Source organism: Serratia grimesii, assembly GCF_900186025.1.
Taxonomy (GTDB): domain Bacteria; phylum Pseudomonadota; class Gammaproteobacteria; order Enterobacterales; family Enterobacteriaceae; genus Serratia; species Serratia grimesii.
The window spans coordinates 406,805-422,345 of sequence record NZ_LT883155.1; the positions used below are offsets into that span (position 1 = coordinate 406,805).

Sequence of the window (15,541 nt, forward strand, 5' to 3'; positions counted from 1 at the left end):
GTATTCAGCGCGCAAATTTTTTAGGTCGTTTATTTTAGAGCCGACAGGTTCTTAGTTAAAAACAACAAGCAAATAAGGAAAAGATAGAATGGCTAAGGGGCAATCTTTGCAAGATCCGTTCCTGAACGCATTGCGTCGTGAACGTGTTCCGGTTTCTATTTATTTGGTGAATGGTATTAAGCTGCAAGGCCAGATTGAGTCTTTTGACCAGTTTGTCATCCTGTTGAAAAACACGGTGAGCCAGATGGTTTATAAGCACGCTATCTCTACCGTTGTCCCGTCACGTCCGGTTTCGCACCATAGCAATACTCCGAGCGGCGGCACCAGTAACTATCACCATGGTAACAACCCGTCTGCGCCGCAACAGCCGCAGCAGGAAAGCGATGACGCTGAATAAAGCGCGTTGCGAGTCAACCATGACGGGGAGCATAAGCAGCCGTGGGCTGTTTATGTCCCCCAAACTCACGGGTTCCCGTTTGAGAGGTTGCACGCTTGTTTGACCGTTATGAAGCCGGTGAGCAGGCCGTCCTGGTTCATATCTATTTCTCGCAAGACAAAGATACAGAAGATCTCAGTGAGTTCGAATCCCTGGTGTCCTCTGCCGGTGTTGAAGCTTTGCAAGTGGTAACTGGTAGCCGCAAAGCCCCGCATCCCAAGTACTTTGTCGGTGAAGGAAAGGCCGAAGAAATCGCAGATGCGGTAAAAGCCAGTGGCGCATCTGTTGTCCTGTTTGATCACTCCCTTTCCGCAGCGCAAGAGAGAAATCTTGAACGCCTGTGCGAATGCCGGGTGATTGATCGCACCGGGTTGATTCTAGACATCTTTGCCCAGCGTGCCCGTACCCATGAAGGTAAGCTGCAGGTAGAGCTGGCGCAGTTGCGTCACATCGCCACGCGTTTGGTTCGTGGCTGGACGCACCTTGAGCGTCAAAAAGGGGGGATTGGCCTGCGCGGGCCAGGGGAAACCCAGTTAGAAACCGACCGTCGTCTGTTACGTGACCGCATTAGCTTGATTTTACGCCGCCTGGAGCGGGTAGCTAAGCAGCGTGAACAGGGTCGACGTGCGCGTACCCGTGCTGACGTGCCAACCGTATCGCTGGTGGGATATACCAACGCCGGCAAATCTACCCTGTTTAATCGAATAACGTCTGCTGATGTGTATGCGGCAGACCAACTATTTGCCACCCTGGATCCGACTCTGCGGCGTATTGACGTCGCCGATGTGGGCGATACCGTGTTGGCGGATACCGTAGGGTTTATCCGACACCTGCCGCATGATTTGGTGGCCGCCTTTAAGGCAACGCTGCAAGAAACGCGTCAGGCATCTTTGCTGTTACATGTAATCGACGCCGCGGATACCCGCGTCGATGAAAACATTGAAGCGGTAAATACCGTGTTGGCAGAGATTGACTCGGATGAGATCCCTACACTGCTAGTGATGAATAAAATAGATATGCTGGATGATTTTGTCCCGCGTATCGACCGCAACGATGAAAACTTACCGATCCGGGTGTGGCTGTCCGCCGCCAGCGGTGAAGGTATCCCGTTGCTGTATCAGGCGTTGACGGAGCGCTTATCGGGGGAAATCGCGCATTATGAGCTGCGCTTACCGCCAGAAGCAGGCCGTCTTCGTAGCCGTTTTTACCAGCTTCAGGCAATTGAGAAAGAGTGGAACGAAGAAGACGGCAGCATTGGCGTGGTGGTTCGTATGCCTATCGTCGAATGGCGCCGCCTCTGCAAACAGGAACAGGAACTGATTAACTTTATAGTATGATCATATCCTGTTACATTTGAGCACTCGGTCCGCAGGCATTATCGGCGCAGCACGTTTTTGGTGCGGTCAGCGCGCAAGAATCGGAGCGTACATCAAGTACGTGAGGATTCTGAGCACTGCTCAAACGAAAACGGGCAAGTAAGATAGCCTGCTGTAACTAAGCGTAAGCCTGAAGTACCCAATCACAGAATATGGAGCTAAAACATGGCGTGGAATCAGCCCGGTAATAACGGACAGGACCGCGACCCGTGGGGGAGCAGCAATAATAATGGCGGCAACTCTGGCGGTAATAACAAAGGCGGTCGCGATCAAGGGCCACCTGATTTGGACGATATCTTCCGCAAGCTGAGCAAGAAACTGAGCGGCTTGGGCGGAGGCAAAGGCTCCAACAGCAATAACAATGGCGGTACCGGTACCTCTGGTCCGGGCTTTAGTGGTCGTATCATCGGCATTGCTGCAGTTGCGGTGGTGGTGATTTGGGCCGCTAGCGGCTTCTACACCATTAAAGAAGCCGAGCGTGGTGTTGTCACCCGTTTTGGTAAGTTCAGCCACTTGGTGCAGCCGGGTCTGAACTGGAAGCCAACCTTTATCGATGAAGTGCGTCCGGTCAACGTGGAGTCAGTACGTGAACTGGCAGCCTCAGGCGTGATGCTGACTTCGGATGAGAACGTGGTACGTGTAGAAATGAACGTACAGTATCGCGTGACTAACCCGGAAGCGTATCTGTTCAGCGTAACGAATGCCGACGATAGCCTGAGTCAGGCGACTGACAGCGCCCTGCGTGGCGTTATCGGCAAGTACACCATGGACAAGATCCTGACCGAAGGCCGTACTATCGTACGTAGCGATACTCAACGCGTACTGGAAGAGACAATTCGTCCGTACAACATGGGTATCACGCTGCTGGACGTTAACTTCCAGGCTGCTCGTCCGCCGGAAGAAGTGAAAGCTGCATTTGATGATGCGATTGCCGCACGTGAAAACGAGCAGCAGTACATCCGTGAAGCAGAAGCTTACGCCAACGAAGTTCAGCCACGTGCGAACGGTCAGGCACAGCGTTTGCTGGAAGATGCCAAAGCGTATAAAGACCGTACCGTCCTGGAAGCTCAGGGTGAGGTTGCACGCTTTGCCAAGCTGTTGCCGGAATACAAGTCCGCACCGCAGATTACCCGCGAGCGTTTGTATATCGAAACCATGGAAAAAGTCCTGAGCCATACCCGTAAGGTATTGGTGAATGACAAAGGCAACAATCTGATGGTGTTGCCGCTGGATCAAATGCTGCGCGGCCAAACTGGCGCGGCGGCTGACGGCAATAAAGACACCAGCCTGATTCGTCTCAATCCCGCTCCGTCTGCCAACAGCGGCGCTAGCTCTAGCAGCCAGCGCACAAGCAGCGGCTCGGTCATGGACCAGCGCCGGGCGAATGCGCAGCGTGACGACACCACTCGCGTAGGGAGAGAGTAATCAATGCGTAAGTCTTTTATAGTTATCGTCCTCGCGGTGCTGGTGGCGTTATACGCCTCTTTGTTCGTGGTTCAGGAAGGCCAGCGTGGCATTGTGTTGCGTTTCGGCAAGGTATTGCGTGACAGCGACAACAAACCGCTGGTGTATGCACCGGGTCTGCACTTCAAGATTCCATTTATTGAATCAGTGAAAACCCTGGATGCGCGTATCCAGACTATGGACAACCAGGCTGACCGCTTTGTGACCAGCGAGAAGAAAGACCTGATTGTCGATTCTTATCTGAAATGGCGCATCAGTGATTTCAGCCGTTACTACCTGGCAACTGGCGGCGGTGATGTTTCACAAGCCGAAGTTCTGCTGAAACGTAAATTCAGTGACCGTCTGCGTTCCGAGATTGGTCGTCTGGATGTGAAAGACATCGTGACTGACTCGCGCGGTAAGCTGATGTCCGACGTACGCGATGCATTGAACACCGGTACTGTGGGTGATGATCAAGAGGTTGCAACCACTGAAGCTGATGATGCTATCGCTTCTGCTGCGGCGCGTGTTGAGAAGGAAACCACCGGCAACCTGCCGAAGGTTAACCCGAACAGCATGGCGGCACTGGGTATCGAAGTCATCGACGTACGTATCAAGCAGATTAACCTGCCGGCAGAAGTGTCTGACGCAATCTATCAGCGTATGCGTGCAGAGCGTGAAGCTGTAGCGCGTCGTCACCGTTCACAGGGTCAGGAAGAAGCTGAGAAGTTGCGTGCAACTGCAGACTACGAAGTCACGCGTACCTTGGCAGAAGCCGAACGTACAGCCCGTATCACTCGTGGTGACGGCGATGCCGAAGCGGCCAAACTGTTTGCTAACGCATTCAGCCAGGATCCGGACTTCTACGCCTTTATCCGTAGCCTGCGTGCGTATGAAACTAGCTTCAGCAGTAATAACCAAGACGTGATGGTACTGAGCCCGGACAGCGATTTCTTCCGCTACATGAAGTCGCCTGATTCCACGCGTAAGTAACCGCGACAGGTTAATGATCGAGGGCCCGTTTAAACGCGGGCCCTTTCTTTTTGGGAGTCACTGATGAATTCAACGATCTGGCTGGCACTTGGGTTAGTTTTGGTGCTGGAAGGGCTGGGCCCGATGCTGTTTCCGCAGGCCTGGCGTAAAATGATACTGGCGATGACCCAGTTACCTGATGCCACACTGAGACGATTTGGTGGTGGAATAGTGGTTGCGGGCTGTGTGATCTACTACATGTTGCGTAGTCGCGCAGGGGTTTAAAGTTTAGCCTAAAAAATACGCAACCTTATGCTAAAAGTGCTGAAACTCACGAATTACGGTGGTAGAATCCATTTTTAAGCAACCGGTGATTTTTAAAATGGGTAAGAACGTCGTCGTACTGGGCACTCAATGGGGTGACGAAGGTAAGGGCAAGGTCGTAGACCTGCTGACCGAACGGGCTCAATATGTAGTGCGCTACCAAGGGGGCCATAACGCTGGCCACACTCTGGTTATTAACGGTGAAAAAACCGTCCTTCATTTGATTCCTTCAGGCATTCTGCGTGCAAACGTGACCAGCATCATCGGCAACGGTGTAGTTCTGGCGCCAGATGCATTGATGAAAGAAATGGGTGAACTCGAAGCGCGCGGCATCCCGGTACGCGAACGTCTGTTACTGTCCGAAGCCTGCCCGCTGATCCTGCCTTATCACGTTGCGCTGGATAACGCGCGCGAGAAAGCACGTGGCGCGAAAGCTATCGGTACCACCGGTCGCGGTATCGGCCCGGCTTACGAAGATAAAGTGGCTCGTCGTGGTCTGCGCGTTAGCGACCTGTTCAACAAAGAAACCTTCGCCGTTAAGCTGAAGGAAATTGTTGATTACCATAACTTCCAGTTGGTCAACTACTACAAAGTTGAAGCTGTTGATTATCAGGCAACACTGGATTACGTGCTGTCTATCGCTGATATTCTCACTGCAATGGTTGTTGACGTATCTGAACTGCTGGACGGCGCGCGTAAGCGTGGCGACCTGATCATGTTCGAAGGCGCACAAGGCACCTTGCTGGATATCGACCACGGTACCTATCCGTACGTGACTTCTTCTAACACCACTGCTGGCGGCGTTGCTACCGGTTCTGGTATTGGTCCGCGTTACGTAGATTACGTACTGGGCATCGTAAAAGCCTACTCCACCCGCGTGGGTGCAGGTCCATTCCCAACTGAGCTGTTCGATGAAACCGGCGAATACCTGTGTAAACAAGGTAACGAGTTCGGCGCTACTACTGGCCGCCGTCGTCGTACCGGCTGGTTGGATGCCGTAGCTGTTCGTCGCTCAGTGCAGATCAACTCCCTGTCTGGCTTCTGCCTGACCAAGTTGGACGTGCTGGATGGCCTGAAAGAAGTGAAAATCTGTGTGGGTTACCGCATGCCAGACGGCCGCGAAATGACCACCACTCCGCTGGCAGCTGAAGGTTGGGAAGGTATCGAGCCAATCTACGAAAGCATGCCGGGCTGGAGCGACACCACCTTTGGCGTGAAAGAGCACAGCAAACTGCCACAGGCGGCGCTGGACTACATCAAGCGTATTGAAGAGCTGACTGGCGTACCGGTAGACATTATCTCTACTGGCCCAGACCGTAGCGAAACCATGATTCTGCGCGACCCGTTCGACGCATAATCTGGCAATAAAATAAACCGGGCGTGTCCCGGTTTATTTTTATCATTATTCTCCCCAGTTGCGGTTTCACGTCAAAAAATCCCTTCTTAACCTGTTCAAGAGCCCGACATGCGCTAAATAATTAGCGGCGAACTCTCCGGCTGGTTTATTATCCAATAAGTAATCTTTTGAATAATGCCGAAAATCGGCGTATCAGACGGGTAAAATGACACCCAGAGGTAGATGTGCAGTTAACAAGTTTTACTGATTATGGCCTGCGGGCGTTGATCTACATGGCCTCGCTGCCACCGGACAAAATGACCAGCATCTCGGAAGTCACTGAGGTCTACGGTGTGTCCAGAAACCATATGGTAAAGATCATCAATCAGTTAAGCAGGGTTGGGTTTGTGACCGCGGTGCGCGGTAAGAACGGTGGCATCCGTTTGGGCAAACCGGCCGAAACCATTCGCCTTGGCGACGTGGTAAGGGCGTTAGAACCGCTCTCACTGGTTAACTGCAACAGTGACTTTTGCCACATAACCCCTGCCTGCCGCCTGAAGCAGGTGCTGCAACAGGGCGTACAGAATTTCCTTGAAGAGCTGGACAGCCACACGCTGGCCGATATGGTTGAAGACAATCCATCGCTCTACAAGCTATTGCTTGTCGAATAAAGCGTCGCTGAGAAGACAAGGCTCAGCGGCACCCTGCTGATGACAACGGAGGAACCGCAATGTCACAAGATCCATTCCTGGAACGAGAAGCAGAAAAATATGAGTCCCCAATCCCGAGCCGTGAATTCATTCTGGCCCATCTGGCGAAAAGAGAAACGCCGGCCAGCCGCGAAGAGCTGGCCAAAGAACTGAATTTAACCGGGGAAGAGCCTTTAGAGGCATTACGCCGTCGTCTGCGTGCAATGGAGCGTGACGGCCAATTGATATTTACCCGTCGCCAGTGCTATGCACTGCCGGAACGCCTGGATCTGCTGCGCGGTACCGTCATTGGCCACCGTGATGGCTTCGGTTTCTTGCGTATTGAAGGCAGCAAAGACGACCTGTACCTGTCCGCCGAGCAGATGAAAATGGCGATCCACGGTGATGTGGTGCTGGCACAGGCGATGGCCGCAGATCGTAAGGGGCGTCGTGAAGCCCGTATTGTGCGCGTGTTGGTACCGAAAACCAGCCAAATCGTTGGCCGTTTCTTTATGGATGCCGGTACTGGCTTTGTCGTACCGGACGACAGTCGCCTGAGCTTTGATATCCTGATCCCGGCCGATGCGGTTAGCGGTGCGCGCATGGGCTTTATGGTGGTGGTTGAACTGACCCAGCGCCCGACCCGTCGTACCAAAGCGGTTGGCAAGATCGTTGAGATCCTCGGCGATAAAATGGGTACCAGCATGGCAGTGGATATCGCGCTGCGCACCCATGAAATCCCGCATGTTTGGCCACCGCAGGTGGAAAAGCAGGTTGCCGATCTCAGCGAGCAAGTGCCTGAAGCGGCCAAAAAAGGCCGTGTTGATCTGCGTCAGCTGCCGCTGGTGACCATTGACGGTGAAGATGCGCGCGACTTCGATGATGCAGTCTACTGTGAGAAAAAACGTGGCGGCGGTTGGCGCCTGTGGGTTGCCATTGCCGACGTCAGCTATTATGTACGTCCACGTACTGCACTGGATGACGAAGCGCGTAACCGTGCAACGTCGGTGTACTTCCCGTCGCAGGTTATTCCTATGCTGCCGGAAGTGCTGTCCAACGGGTTGTGTTCGCTGAACCCGCAGGTAGATCGCCTGTGTATGGTGTGTGAGATGACCATCTCCGCTCAGGGGCGCCTGTCGACATCCAAGTTCTATGAAGCGGTAATGAGTTCACATGCTCGCCTGACGTATAACAAAGTCTGGCATATTCTGCAGGGCGATCAGGAGCTGCGTGAGCATTATCACCCGCTGGTCAAACACCTGCAGGAACTTCACGCAATGTACAAGGTGCTGGATCAAGCGCGTGCTGAACGTGGGGGTATTGCTTTCGAAACTGAAGAAGCGAAGTTTATCTTCAACGCCGAACGTCGTATTGAGCGCGTCGAACCAACAGTACGTAACGATGCTCACAAACTGATCGAAGAGTGTATGATCATGGCGAACGTTGCCGCTGCACGCTTTGTTGAAAAGCATAACGAGCCAGCGCTGTTCCGTGTGCATGACCGCCCAAGCGACGATCACATTACGGCACTGAGAAGCGTATTGAGCGAGTTGGGCCTGACACTGGGTGGCGGTAACAAGCCGCAACCGAAAGACTACGCGACCTTGATGGATGAAGTGTCCGAACGTCCCGATCATGAAATGCTGCAAACCATGTTGCTGCGCTCCATGAAGCAGGCGATCTACGATCCTGAAAACCGCGGCCACTTTGGTTTGGCGCTGGCTTCTTATGGTCACTTCACCTCGCCAATCCGCCGTTACCCCGATCTGGCACTGCACCGCGCGATCAAATATGTGCTTGCCAAAGAGCACGGTCAACCGAAAGAGCGCTGGACGCCGACAGGCGGCTGGCACAGTGAGTTCGAAGAGATGCTGCAACTGGGCGAGCACTGTTCGATGGCTGAACGTCGCGCCGATGAGGCGACACGCAATGTCGCTGACTGGTTGAAGTGCGACTTTATGCAGGATCACGTCGGGGAAGTGTTCAGCGGTATTATTGCCAGCGTGACCGGTTTTGGTTTCTTTGTCCGCCTGAATGATCTGTTTATCGACGGTCTGGTACACGTATCATCGCTGGATAATGATTACTATCGCTACGATAATATCGGCCAGCGCCTGATTGGCGAATCTTCCGGCGTGGTTTATCGCTTGGGTGATACCGTTGAGATCCGTGTGGAAGCGGTGCATATGGATGAGCGTAAGATCGATTTCGCGTTGGTCTCCAGCACCCGTAAACCACGCGGTGAAGGTAAAACTGAGCGCGACCGTGCCAAGAGCGGCCAACGCACCCTGCGTGGTGGCGCAGGCGCAGGTCGTACTCAAGCACCACGTAAACGTCGTGGTGGCAAAGCGCCAGCCAATTTTGAGCCTGACAGCGCCTTCCGTAAAGACGAAGCCAAACCCGCTGACAAGGTGAAGAAAGACAAAAAGGCGAAAGCCAAGAAAGTGTCCGACAAAACCCGGAAAATAGCGGCGGCGACCAAGGCCAAACGCGCCGGCAAGAAGAAAGGTGCTGAGCAGGCTTAAGCTGCCACACGTCATTATCACCGGCTGGCAAACGCCAGCCGCACAGTTAAAAGAGCATCATGAGCGAAATTATTTACGGTATCCATGCCGTCAAAGCCCTGTTAGATAACGATCCGCAACGCTTCCTGGAAGTGTTTATCCTCAAAGGGCGCGATGACCGCCGCTTGCAACCGCTGATCGCGGAGCTGGAAGCGACCGGTATTGTTATCCAGGTGGCAAACCGCCAGTGGCTGGATGATAAAGTCGAGGGCGCGGTGCACCAGGGGATTATCGCCCGGGTGCGTGAAGGGCGTCAGTATCAGGAAAATGATTTGCCGGCGCTGTTGGAAAGCGTGGATACGCCGTTCCTGCTGGTACTGGACGGCGTGACCGACCCGCATAACCTTGGCGCCTGTCTTCGCAGTGCCGATGCGGCCGGTGTACACGCGGTGATCGTCCCGCGCGATCGCTCTGCCCAGTTGAATGCGACTGCCAAGAAAGTGGCCTGCGGCGCGGCGGAAAACGTTCCGTTGATTCGCGTCACCAATCTGGCGCGTACCTTGCGTTTACTGCAAGAAATGAATGTCTGGGTCGTCGGCACGGCAGGCGAAGCCGATCACACTTTGTTCCAGAGCAAAATGACGGGCCCAATGGCGCTGGTGATGGGGGCAGAAGGCGAAGGTATGCGCCGTCTGACCCGTGAACACTGTGATGAGTTGATCAGTATCCCGATGGCCGGGACAGTGTCTTCACTGAACGTTTCAGTCGCTACCGGTATCTGTTTGTTCGAAGCAGTACGTCAGCGCAGTTGATTTACCCATAAGGGCGCAACGTATTGCGCCCTTATTAATTAGGTCCTCATTTCCCACCCTGTGATCTCATCTGCGGCAGAAATCGCCCTGACGACCATACTTACTCCTGACGCTTTTATCAGGGAGCAAGCTCATGGTCTGGAATACACACACCGTTTTTAATCAGCCGAAGCCGCTGGGTAACAGCAATCTATTCCTGTCCGACACGCCGTTGCATGAAGCCATACAGCGCGAGCAAGCCGGTTGGGATGCGGAGGTGCTGGCTTCGTTGGGGCAGCAGTTGGGTACTCAGGAATCGCTGGAGCTGGGGCGGTTGGCCAACGTCAATCCGCCGGAACTGCTGCGCTATGACGCCACCGGTCAGCGGCTGGATGATGTCCGCTTCCACCCTGCCTGGCATATTCTGATGCAAGGGTTGATCGCCAACCGTGTGCATAACCTGCCGTGGCAGGAGGATGCGCGTATTGGTTCGTTCGTGGCGCGCGCCGCGCGTTTTGTGCTGCACGCCCAGGTTGAAGCCGGCACCTTGTGCCCAGTGACCATGACTTTTGGTGCAATTCCATTACTGCAACGTTCATTGCCTGCTGAATTCCAGACTTGGCTGACGCCGCTGCTGTCTGATCGTTACGATGCACATTTGTTACCCGGCGGGCAAAAACGCGGATTGCTAATTGGCATGGGGATGACCGAGAAACAAGGTGGTTCCGATGTGTTAAGTAATACGACCACCGCTACGCCTTTGGCTGCACGTGGCCCGGGAGAAGCTTACAGGCTGGTGGGGCACAAATGGTTCTTCTCGGTGCCACAGAGTGATGCGCACCTGGTGCTGGCGCAGGCCGAAGGTGGGCTATCTTGTTTCTTTCTTCCGCGTATTCTGCCTGACGGTACACGCAACGCAATACGGCTGGAACGTCTAAAAGACAAACTCGGCAACCGTTCAAATGCTAGCAGTGAAGTTGAATTCCAGGACGCCGCCGCCTGGCTGGTGGGTGAGGAAGGGGATGGTGTGCGGCATATCCTAAAAATGGGTGGCCTGACGCGATTTGACTGTGCATTGGGTAGCCATGGTTTGATGCGGCGTGGCTTATCGGTAGCGCTATATCATGCCTTGCAGCGACAGGCGTTTGGTAAACCACTGATCGAACAACCGATGATGCGCCAGGTGTTAGCGCGGATGGCATTGCGGTTAGAAGGGCAGACAGCGGCTCTGATGCGGTTAGCGCGTGCCTACGACAGCGTTGGCACCGGTGCGCCTTTGGAGCAGGCACTGTGCCGTGTGATGACCCCGGCTGCGAAGTTTGAAGTCTGCCGACAAGGCATCCCTTTTGTCGGTGAAGCGATGGAAGCGTTAGGTGGAATCGGTTACTGCGAAGAGAGTGAGCTGCCGCGACTGTACCGTGAAATGCCGGTAAACAGCATTTGGGAAGGGTCAGGCAATATCATGTGTCTGGACGTGATGCGTGCCTGGGGAAAGCTGCCGGTGGTGCAGGAGGCCCTGGAACTCGAATTTGTTGAGGTCAGGGGACAGAATCGCCACTTTGATCATCAGTGGCGACGGCTGCTCCAACTGATGCGTAAACCTCAGGAAGAACAAGGGCGCGCGGTCACCGGTGCGTTATTCAATCTGTTCGCCGCGGCGCAGCTTCTGCGTCACAGCTCTCCCCCGCTGGCAGAGGCCTGGTGTCAAATGATGCTAGATGCCCGTGGTGAAAGGGCATTGCCAGACCGGTTATGCGAAACGTTGTTTACCCGAGCGATGGGGGGCTAGGGAAAACAGTGGCGTCGGAACGAGAAAAGCTTTTTAATTCAGCACTTGGCCCGTAAGGGATACTGACCTCTGACCAGGAAGCATGACATGGATATTCTTAGCGCGTTGGCGGCATTCGCCTCTTATTTCTTCAGTGGCTTTGCCATGGTTCTGGTGTTCTTGTTTGTTTATACCCGCATTACGCCACACGACGAATGGGCGCTGATTAAGGCCGACAATCAATCTGCTGCTTTCGGATTCGTTGGTGCTTGCTTGGGTTATGTGATCCCGTTGGCCAGTGCGGCGATCAACTCTGTCAGCCTGTTGGATTACTTGCTGTGGGGTGTTGTGGCTTTAGTGGTGCAACTGCTGCTGTTTGCGGCGGTGAAAATCTACATGCCGCGCATCAGTGACAAGATTGAATCTAATCACGTGGCCGCCGGGATTTTCCTGGGGGGCGTTTCGATCAGCGGCGGCGTATTGAATGCGGCTTGCATGACCTATTAAAGATAGAGTATTGCCGAGGCGCGCCAGCCAGGTTGGTGCGCCTGTTCTTCCATCTTCAGGATGCGATAATAACTGGCCCCGTGCTCATCAGCCTTACGGGCTATCAGTTGTTCTACATCCTGAGGTGAGCCGGACAGGTTATTTAGCGTGATTTCAGCGATTTCACTGAGCGGAGTAACGCGATCTGCAGGTGCCAGTTCAGCGGACTGGGCGCTGGCGCTGAGTAACCCCATGGAAAGCAGGAGGGCGGTGAGTGCGGCGGAGCGTGTCATGGCGTTCCCCTTCGTCGGATCCTGGATCCACGCCGCAGGGTGCGGCGCGCTGTTTGCCAGTGTGCAATATCCAACTTCAGTCTGTGCAAAGCCAATGTAAATCTTATTAAAACTCTAAGGGCTACCGATACAGGATCGCCTGTGAATACCATTGGCCGGGAACCACGGTTTCACTGTTCATGATGATCATGTAATAGCGTGCCCCGCTGGCGTTGGCTTTCTGCTGTATTACCGCTTCCACATCCATTGGACTACCGCGGACCAGCGCGCTGGTGGTACCCATTTTCACCAGGCTGCCAGTTTGTGCCCGGGTTATCTCCTGTGCTTGACCGGTCGGTGGTGGTGGTGCTTTTGGTGTTGTGGTCATCATACCGCAGGCGCTAAGCAGCATAACCAGTGTTAGGGGGAGTAACAGGCGGGAACGTTTCATGAGCACCTCGGGAAAGTCGACAGCATGATTTCAGTGTAACCCATTATAAATTGGAACAGATTGAGCTAATGCTTTTTAGCGCAAGTTTGCCATTATGAAGGCAACAAATATGCAGAGGGTAAAACGGATGATTGAAATCTATGACGAGCGGGCAGGGAATATTGCCGTGATCCACGCAGTGCCTGCAGGGCAATATCATCAACCGCTGCCGACGATATTTTTCTATCATGGTTATACCTCATCAAAAGAAGTGTATGCCTACTTTGCCTACGCGTTAGCCAAAGCTGGGTTCCGCGTGGTGTTGCCGGATGCCGATCTACACGGTGAGCGTTTTGACGGTGATGAACAAAAGCGTCTGGCCAGTTTTTGGGAGATCCTGCGGCGTAATATTGATGAGTTGCCTGTGCTCAAGGCACATTTTGAGCAGCGTGGCCTGCTTGTGGAAGAGCGTATCGGCGTTGCCGGTGCGTCAATGGGCGGTATGACGACACTGGGTTGTTTTGCCCGTTATTCATGGGTGAAAGCGGCAGCCAGCTTAATGGGGGCCGGTTATTACACGTCCCTGGCGCAGACGTTATTCCCCCCGTTAGATGAGCAAGGACATCATTTGGCAAGCCGCGACTTTGATGCGCGTATTGCCGTGCTAGCAGATTATGGTCTGGAACATCAGTTGGCGAAAATTGTCGATCGTCCGCTGTTGTTGTGGCACGGGGAGGCGGATGATGTGGTCCCGGTGGCAGAAACCTTGCGATTGGCTACGGAGCTTCGCCAGAGCGGCTGGGATCAGCAATTGACGTTGCTTACGGAGCCTGACGTCAAGCACCGCATTACACCGCAGGCGCTCAGCGCAACGGCCGATTTCTTCATACGCACGTTGTAAAAAAAGCCCCCTGTATCCAGGGGGCCGACGACGACATTCACATTTTTATTTACCGCTTTTAGGCGCGGCTGACTTCCTGGCGTTGCATTTTCTCTTAGCGATACAGTTCGGCACTAACATGCATGGTGCTGTTGTTTTCAGGTTCATGCAGGGCAATGATCCGATAGGCAGTAGCGCCACGTTGCTCGGCTATTTTGTTCACTTGGCTACTGGCATCATCAGGGGAGACAACGTCCTGGTTTAGCGTGACGAACCCGACGCTTTGGCGTTGATCAGCCTGATGTGAAGTAATTTCAGTGGCGGCCATGACATGGGCGGAAAACAGTAAAGCAATGGCAGTAGCGATGGTAATGCGTTTCATAAGTGCCTCTCTTAACTGTTTGCTTCAACGGCCTGACAGCCGGTGCCAGTGCAGCAAAAAGTTATTTGTATGTATTGAATAACCTCGAATCTTTTTCGTCGCGCTGTCTGCGGCGGATAAGTACAATTTTAGACCTTCATGCAGGATTAAAAAGGGGGCTATTTTGACATCCTCTTTCAAAAAAAATGAATGAGATTTGCGAATCAGTGATGATTTCATTGAAAGATTTTTTGAAGTGATGGATCTGTGTACATAGGTTACGCAGGCAGCAAATCGTGCTATTTCCGTAGCAGGTTCGCATTACCTAGAATAAATCCCCTTCGGTCCTTGAGTTTCCTCGCTAGCGCAAGTATGATTACGCGTCATTTTTTCAGCCGCACACACATACACGTTCCTTGCTTCCATGGGCCGCGGTTGACCCTGACAGGAGGCTGAATAATCCGTAAGGAGCAATTCGATGCGTCATTACGAAATCGTTTTTATGGTCCATCCTGACCAAAGCGAACAGGTTCCGGGCATGATCGAGCGTTACAGTGCTACCATCACTAACGCTGCTGGTCAGATTCACCGTCTGGAAGACTGGGGCCGCCGTCAACTGGCTTACCCGATCAACAAACTGCACAAAGCTCACTACGTTCTGCTGAACGTTGAAGCTCCGCAGGAAGCGATCGATGAGCTGGAAACAAACTTCCGCTTCAACGACGCCGTTATCCGTAGCATGGTTATGCGCGTTAAGCACGCGGTAACTGAAGCATCTCCGATGGTTAAAGCGAAAGACGAACGTCGTGGCGATCGCCGCGAAGACTTCGCTAACGAAACCGCAGATGATGCAGATGCTGGGGATTCTGAAGAGTAATTGCTGCCGTGACATCTAATCGTCTGGTTTTGTCGGGCACTGTGTGCAAGACACCGGTTCGAAAAGTGAGTCCTTCCGGGATACCCCACTGCCAATTTGTGCTTGAGCACCGTTCGCAGCAAATGGAAGCCGGATTCAGCAGACAAGCATGGTGCCGAATGCCCGTGGTTGTCAGCGGACAACAGTCACAAGCACTAACTCAAAGATTAACGGTCGGCAGTCAGATAACCGTGCAAGGCTTTGTTAGCAGCCATCAAGGGCGCAACGGGCTGAACAAATTGGTTCTGCATGCCGAGCAGATTGAATTGATAGATTCTGGAGACTAGCCTAATGGCACGTTATTTCCGTCGTCGCAAGTTCTGCCGTTTCACCGCGGAAGGCGTTCAAGAGATTGACTATAAAGACATCGCTACGCTGAAAAACTACATCACTGAAAGTGGTAAAATTGTCCCGAGCCGTATTACCGGTACTCGTGCCAAATATCAGCGCCAGCTGGCCCGTGCTATCAAGCGCGCGCGCTACCTGTCTTTGTTGCCGTACACTGATCGTCATCAGTAATCGGCCACTGTCCATTAACGACTTTGAGAGGATAAGGT

Annotated in this window: 18 protein-coding genes; 15 read left to right on the forward strand and 3 right to left on the reverse strand. The window is 53.5% G+C overall.

Annotated elements, in window-relative coordinates; genetic code table 11:
- Positions 1–88 precede the first annotated feature (88 nt).
- From hfq to SGBXF1_RS01905, 11 genes are all read left to right on the forward strand, one after another.
- Positions 89–397 carry an RNA chaperone Hfq gene (gene hfq / locus SGBXF1_RS01855; RefSeq protein ID WP_012004894.1) on the forward strand — a complete coding sequence of 103 codons (309 nt, stop codon included), beginning with the start codon at positions 89–91 and terminating at the stop codon, positions 395–397.
- Positions 398–492: 95 nt separating this feature from the next.
- Positions 493–1,773, forward strand: a complete 1,281-nt coding sequence (gene hflX, locus SGBXF1_RS01860) for a ribosome rescue GTPase HflX (protein ID WP_037426478.1) — start codon at positions 493–495, stop codon at positions 1,771–1,773.
- A 204-nt stretch (positions 1,774–1,977) separates the two neighbouring features.
- Entirely contained in the window at positions 1,978–3,237 is a 1,260-nt protein-coding gene (gene hflK / locus SGBXF1_RS01865) for an FtsH protease activity modulator HflK (protein ID WP_037426476.1), read from the forward strand.
- Positions 3,238–3,240: 3 nt separating this feature from the next.
- Positions 3,241–4,248, forward strand: a complete 1,008-nt coding sequence (gene hflC, locus SGBXF1_RS01870) for a protease modulator HflC (RefSeq protein ID WP_037426474.1) — start codon at positions 3,241–3,243, stop codon at positions 4,246–4,248.
- A gap of 63 nt (positions 4,249–4,311) precedes the next feature.
- Positions 4,312–4,512 (forward strand): DUF2065 domain-containing protein, encoded by a 201-nt coding sequence (locus tag SGBXF1_RS01875; protein WP_020438320.1) that lies wholly within the window; start codon positions 4,312–4,314, stop codon positions 4,510–4,512.
- Between the two features lie 97 nt (positions 4,513–4,609).
- Positions 4,610–5,908 carry an adenylosuccinate synthase gene (locus SGBXF1_RS01880; protein ID WP_061807523.1) on the forward strand — a complete coding sequence of 433 codons (1,299 nt, stop codon included), beginning with the start codon at positions 4,610–4,612 and terminating at the stop codon, positions 5,906–5,908.
- Between the two features lie 224 nt (positions 5,909–6,132).
- On the forward strand, positions 6,133–6,558 hold the full coding sequence (gene nsrR, locus SGBXF1_RS01885; RefSeq protein ID WP_061807511.1) for a nitric oxide-sensing transcriptional repressor NsrR: 426 nt from the start codon (positions 6,133–6,135) through the stop codon (positions 6,556–6,558).
- A 59-nt stretch (positions 6,559–6,617) separates the two neighbouring features.
- Positions 6,618–9,101 carry a ribonuclease R gene (gene rnr, locus SGBXF1_RS01890; protein ID WP_037422566.1) on the forward strand — a complete coding sequence of 828 codons (2,484 nt, stop codon included), beginning with the start codon at positions 6,618–6,620 and terminating at the stop codon, positions 9,099–9,101.
- 59 nt (positions 9,102–9,160) lie between these two features.
- Positions 9,161–9,892 (forward strand): 23S rRNA (guanosine(2251)-2'-O)-methyltransferase RlmB, encoded by a 732-nt coding sequence (gene rlmB, locus SGBXF1_RS01895; protein ID WP_037422563.1) that lies wholly within the window; start codon positions 9,161–9,163, stop codon positions 9,890–9,892.
- A 133-nt stretch (positions 9,893–10,025) separates the two neighbouring features.
- A complete protein-coding gene (locus SGBXF1_RS01900) occupies positions 10,026–11,660 on the forward strand; it encodes an isovaleryl-CoA dehydrogenase (RefSeq protein ID WP_130382646.1) in 1,635 nt (544 codons plus the stop codon).
- An 87-nt stretch (positions 11,661–11,747) separates the two neighbouring features.
- A complete protein-coding gene (locus SGBXF1_RS01905; protein WP_037422557.1) occupies positions 11,748–12,146 on the forward strand; it encodes a DUF350 domain-containing protein in 399 nt (132 codons plus the stop codon).
- Here SGBXF1_RS01905 and SGBXF1_RS01910 read toward each other — a convergent pair.
- Positions 12,143–12,418, reverse strand: a complete 276-nt coding sequence (locus SGBXF1_RS01910; RefSeq protein WP_037422554.1) for a YdgH/BhsA/McbA family protein — start codon at positions 12,416–12,418, stop codon at positions 12,143–12,145. The two genes, SGBXF1_RS01905 and SGBXF1_RS01910, sit on opposite strands and share 4 nt — an antisense overlap.
- A 121-nt stretch (positions 12,419–12,539) precedes the next feature.
- Entirely contained in the window at positions 12,540–12,848 is a 309-nt protein-coding gene (gene bsmA, locus SGBXF1_RS01915; RefSeq protein WP_186427735.1) for a biofilm peroxide resistance protein BsmA, read from the reverse strand.
- 127 nt (positions 12,849–12,975) lie between these two features.
- Between bsmA and yjfP the strand changes: the two genes are divergently transcribed.
- Complete coding sequence (gene yjfP / locus SGBXF1_RS01920; protein ID WP_061807509.1) at positions 12,976–13,728, forward strand: esterase; 753 nt, start codon at positions 12,976–12,978, stop codon at positions 13,726–13,728.
- Positions 13,729–13,822: 94 nt separating this feature from the next.
- Here yjfP and SGBXF1_RS01925 read toward each other — a convergent pair whose 3' ends face one another.
- Complete coding sequence (locus SGBXF1_RS01925; protein WP_037422545.1) at positions 13,823–14,089, reverse strand: YdgH/BhsA/McbA family protein; 267 nt, start codon at positions 14,087–14,089, stop codon at positions 13,823–13,825.
- A 457-nt stretch (positions 14,090–14,546) separates the two neighbouring features.
- On the opposite strand from SGBXF1_RS01925, the gene rpsF reads away from it, so the two are divergent.
- Genes rpsF through rpsR form a run of 3 tightly spaced genes read left to right on the forward strand, consistent with a single transcriptional unit; the run spans position 14,547 to position 15,503 of the window.
- Positions 14,547–14,945 (forward strand): 30S ribosomal protein S6, encoded by a 399-nt coding sequence (rpsF, locus tag SGBXF1_RS01930; protein ID WP_006317459.1) that lies wholly within the window; start codon positions 14,547–14,549, stop codon positions 14,943–14,945.
- An 8-nt stretch (positions 14,946–14,953) separates the two neighbouring features.
- Entirely contained in the window at positions 14,954–15,271 is a 318-nt protein-coding gene (gene priB, locus SGBXF1_RS01935) for a primosomal replication protein N (protein ID WP_037422542.1), read from the forward strand.
- A gap of 4 nt (positions 15,272–15,275) precedes the next feature.
- Positions 15,276–15,503, forward strand: a complete 228-nt coding sequence (rpsR, locus tag SGBXF1_RS01940) for a 30S ribosomal protein S18 (RefSeq protein WP_000135199.1) — start codon at positions 15,276–15,278, stop codon at positions 15,501–15,503.
- Positions 15,504–15,541: the final 38 nt, after the last annotated feature.

What these genes read in the sequence shown, in the direction of transcription:
- SGBXF1_RS01905 (WP_037422557.1), top strand. Translation starts at nt 11,748, where the DNA reads ATGGATATTCTTAGCGCGTTGGCGGCATTCGCCTCTTATTTCTTCAGT.
- SGBXF1_RS01880 (WP_061807523.1), top strand. Translation starts at nt 4,610, where the DNA reads ATGGGTAAGAACGTCGTCGTACTGGGCACTCAATGGGGTGACGAAGGT.
- SGBXF1_RS01925 (WP_037422545.1), bottom strand. Translation starts at nt 14,089, where the DNA reads ATGAAACGCATTACCATCGCTACTGCCATTGCTTTACTGTTTTCCGCC.
- SGBXF1_RS01900 (WP_130382646.1), top strand. Translation starts at nt 10,026, where the DNA reads ATGGTCTGGAATACACACACCGTTTTTAATCAGCCGAAGCCGCTGGGT.
- hflC (WP_037426474.1), top strand. Translation starts at nt 3,241, where the DNA reads ATGCGTAAGTCTTTTATAGTTATCGTCCTCGCGGTGCTGGTGGCGTTA.
- rpsF (WP_006317459.1), top strand. Translation starts at nt 14,547, where the DNA reads ATGCGTCATTACGAAATCGTTTTTATGGTCCATCCTGACCAAAGCGAA.
- SGBXF1_RS01875 (WP_020438320.1), top strand. Translation starts at nt 4,312, where the DNA reads ATGAATTCAACGATCTGGCTGGCACTTGGGTTAGTTTTGGTGCTGGAA.
- yjfP (WP_061807509.1), top strand. Translation starts at nt 12,976, where the DNA reads ATGATTGAAATCTATGACGAGCGGGCAGGGAATATTGCCGTGATCCAC.
- rlmB (WP_037422563.1), top strand. Translation starts at nt 9,161, where the DNA reads ATGAGCGAAATTATTTACGGTATCCATGCCGTCAAAGCCCTGTTAGAT.
- hfq (WP_012004894.1), top strand. Translation starts at nt 89, where the DNA reads ATGGCTAAGGGGCAATCTTTGCAAGATCCGTTCCTGAACGCATTGCGT.
- rnr (WP_037422566.1), top strand. Translation starts at nt 6,618, where the DNA reads ATGTCACAAGATCCATTCCTGGAACGAGAAGCAGAAAAATATGAGTCC.
- hflK (WP_037426476.1), top strand. Translation starts at nt 1,978, where the DNA reads ATGGCGTGGAATCAGCCCGGTAATAACGGACAGGACCGCGACCCGTGG.
- rpsR (WP_000135199.1), top strand. Translation starts at nt 15,276, where the DNA reads ATGGCACGTTATTTCCGTCGTCGCAAGTTCTGCCGTTTCACCGCGGAA.
- SGBXF1_RS01910 (WP_037422554.1), bottom strand. Translation starts at nt 12,418, where the DNA reads ATGACACGCTCCGCCGCACTCACCGCCCTCCTGCTTTCCATGGGGTTA.
- bsmA (WP_186427735.1), bottom strand. Translation starts at nt 12,848, where the DNA reads ATGAAACGTTCCCGCCTGTTACTCCCCCTAACACTGGTTATGCTGCTT.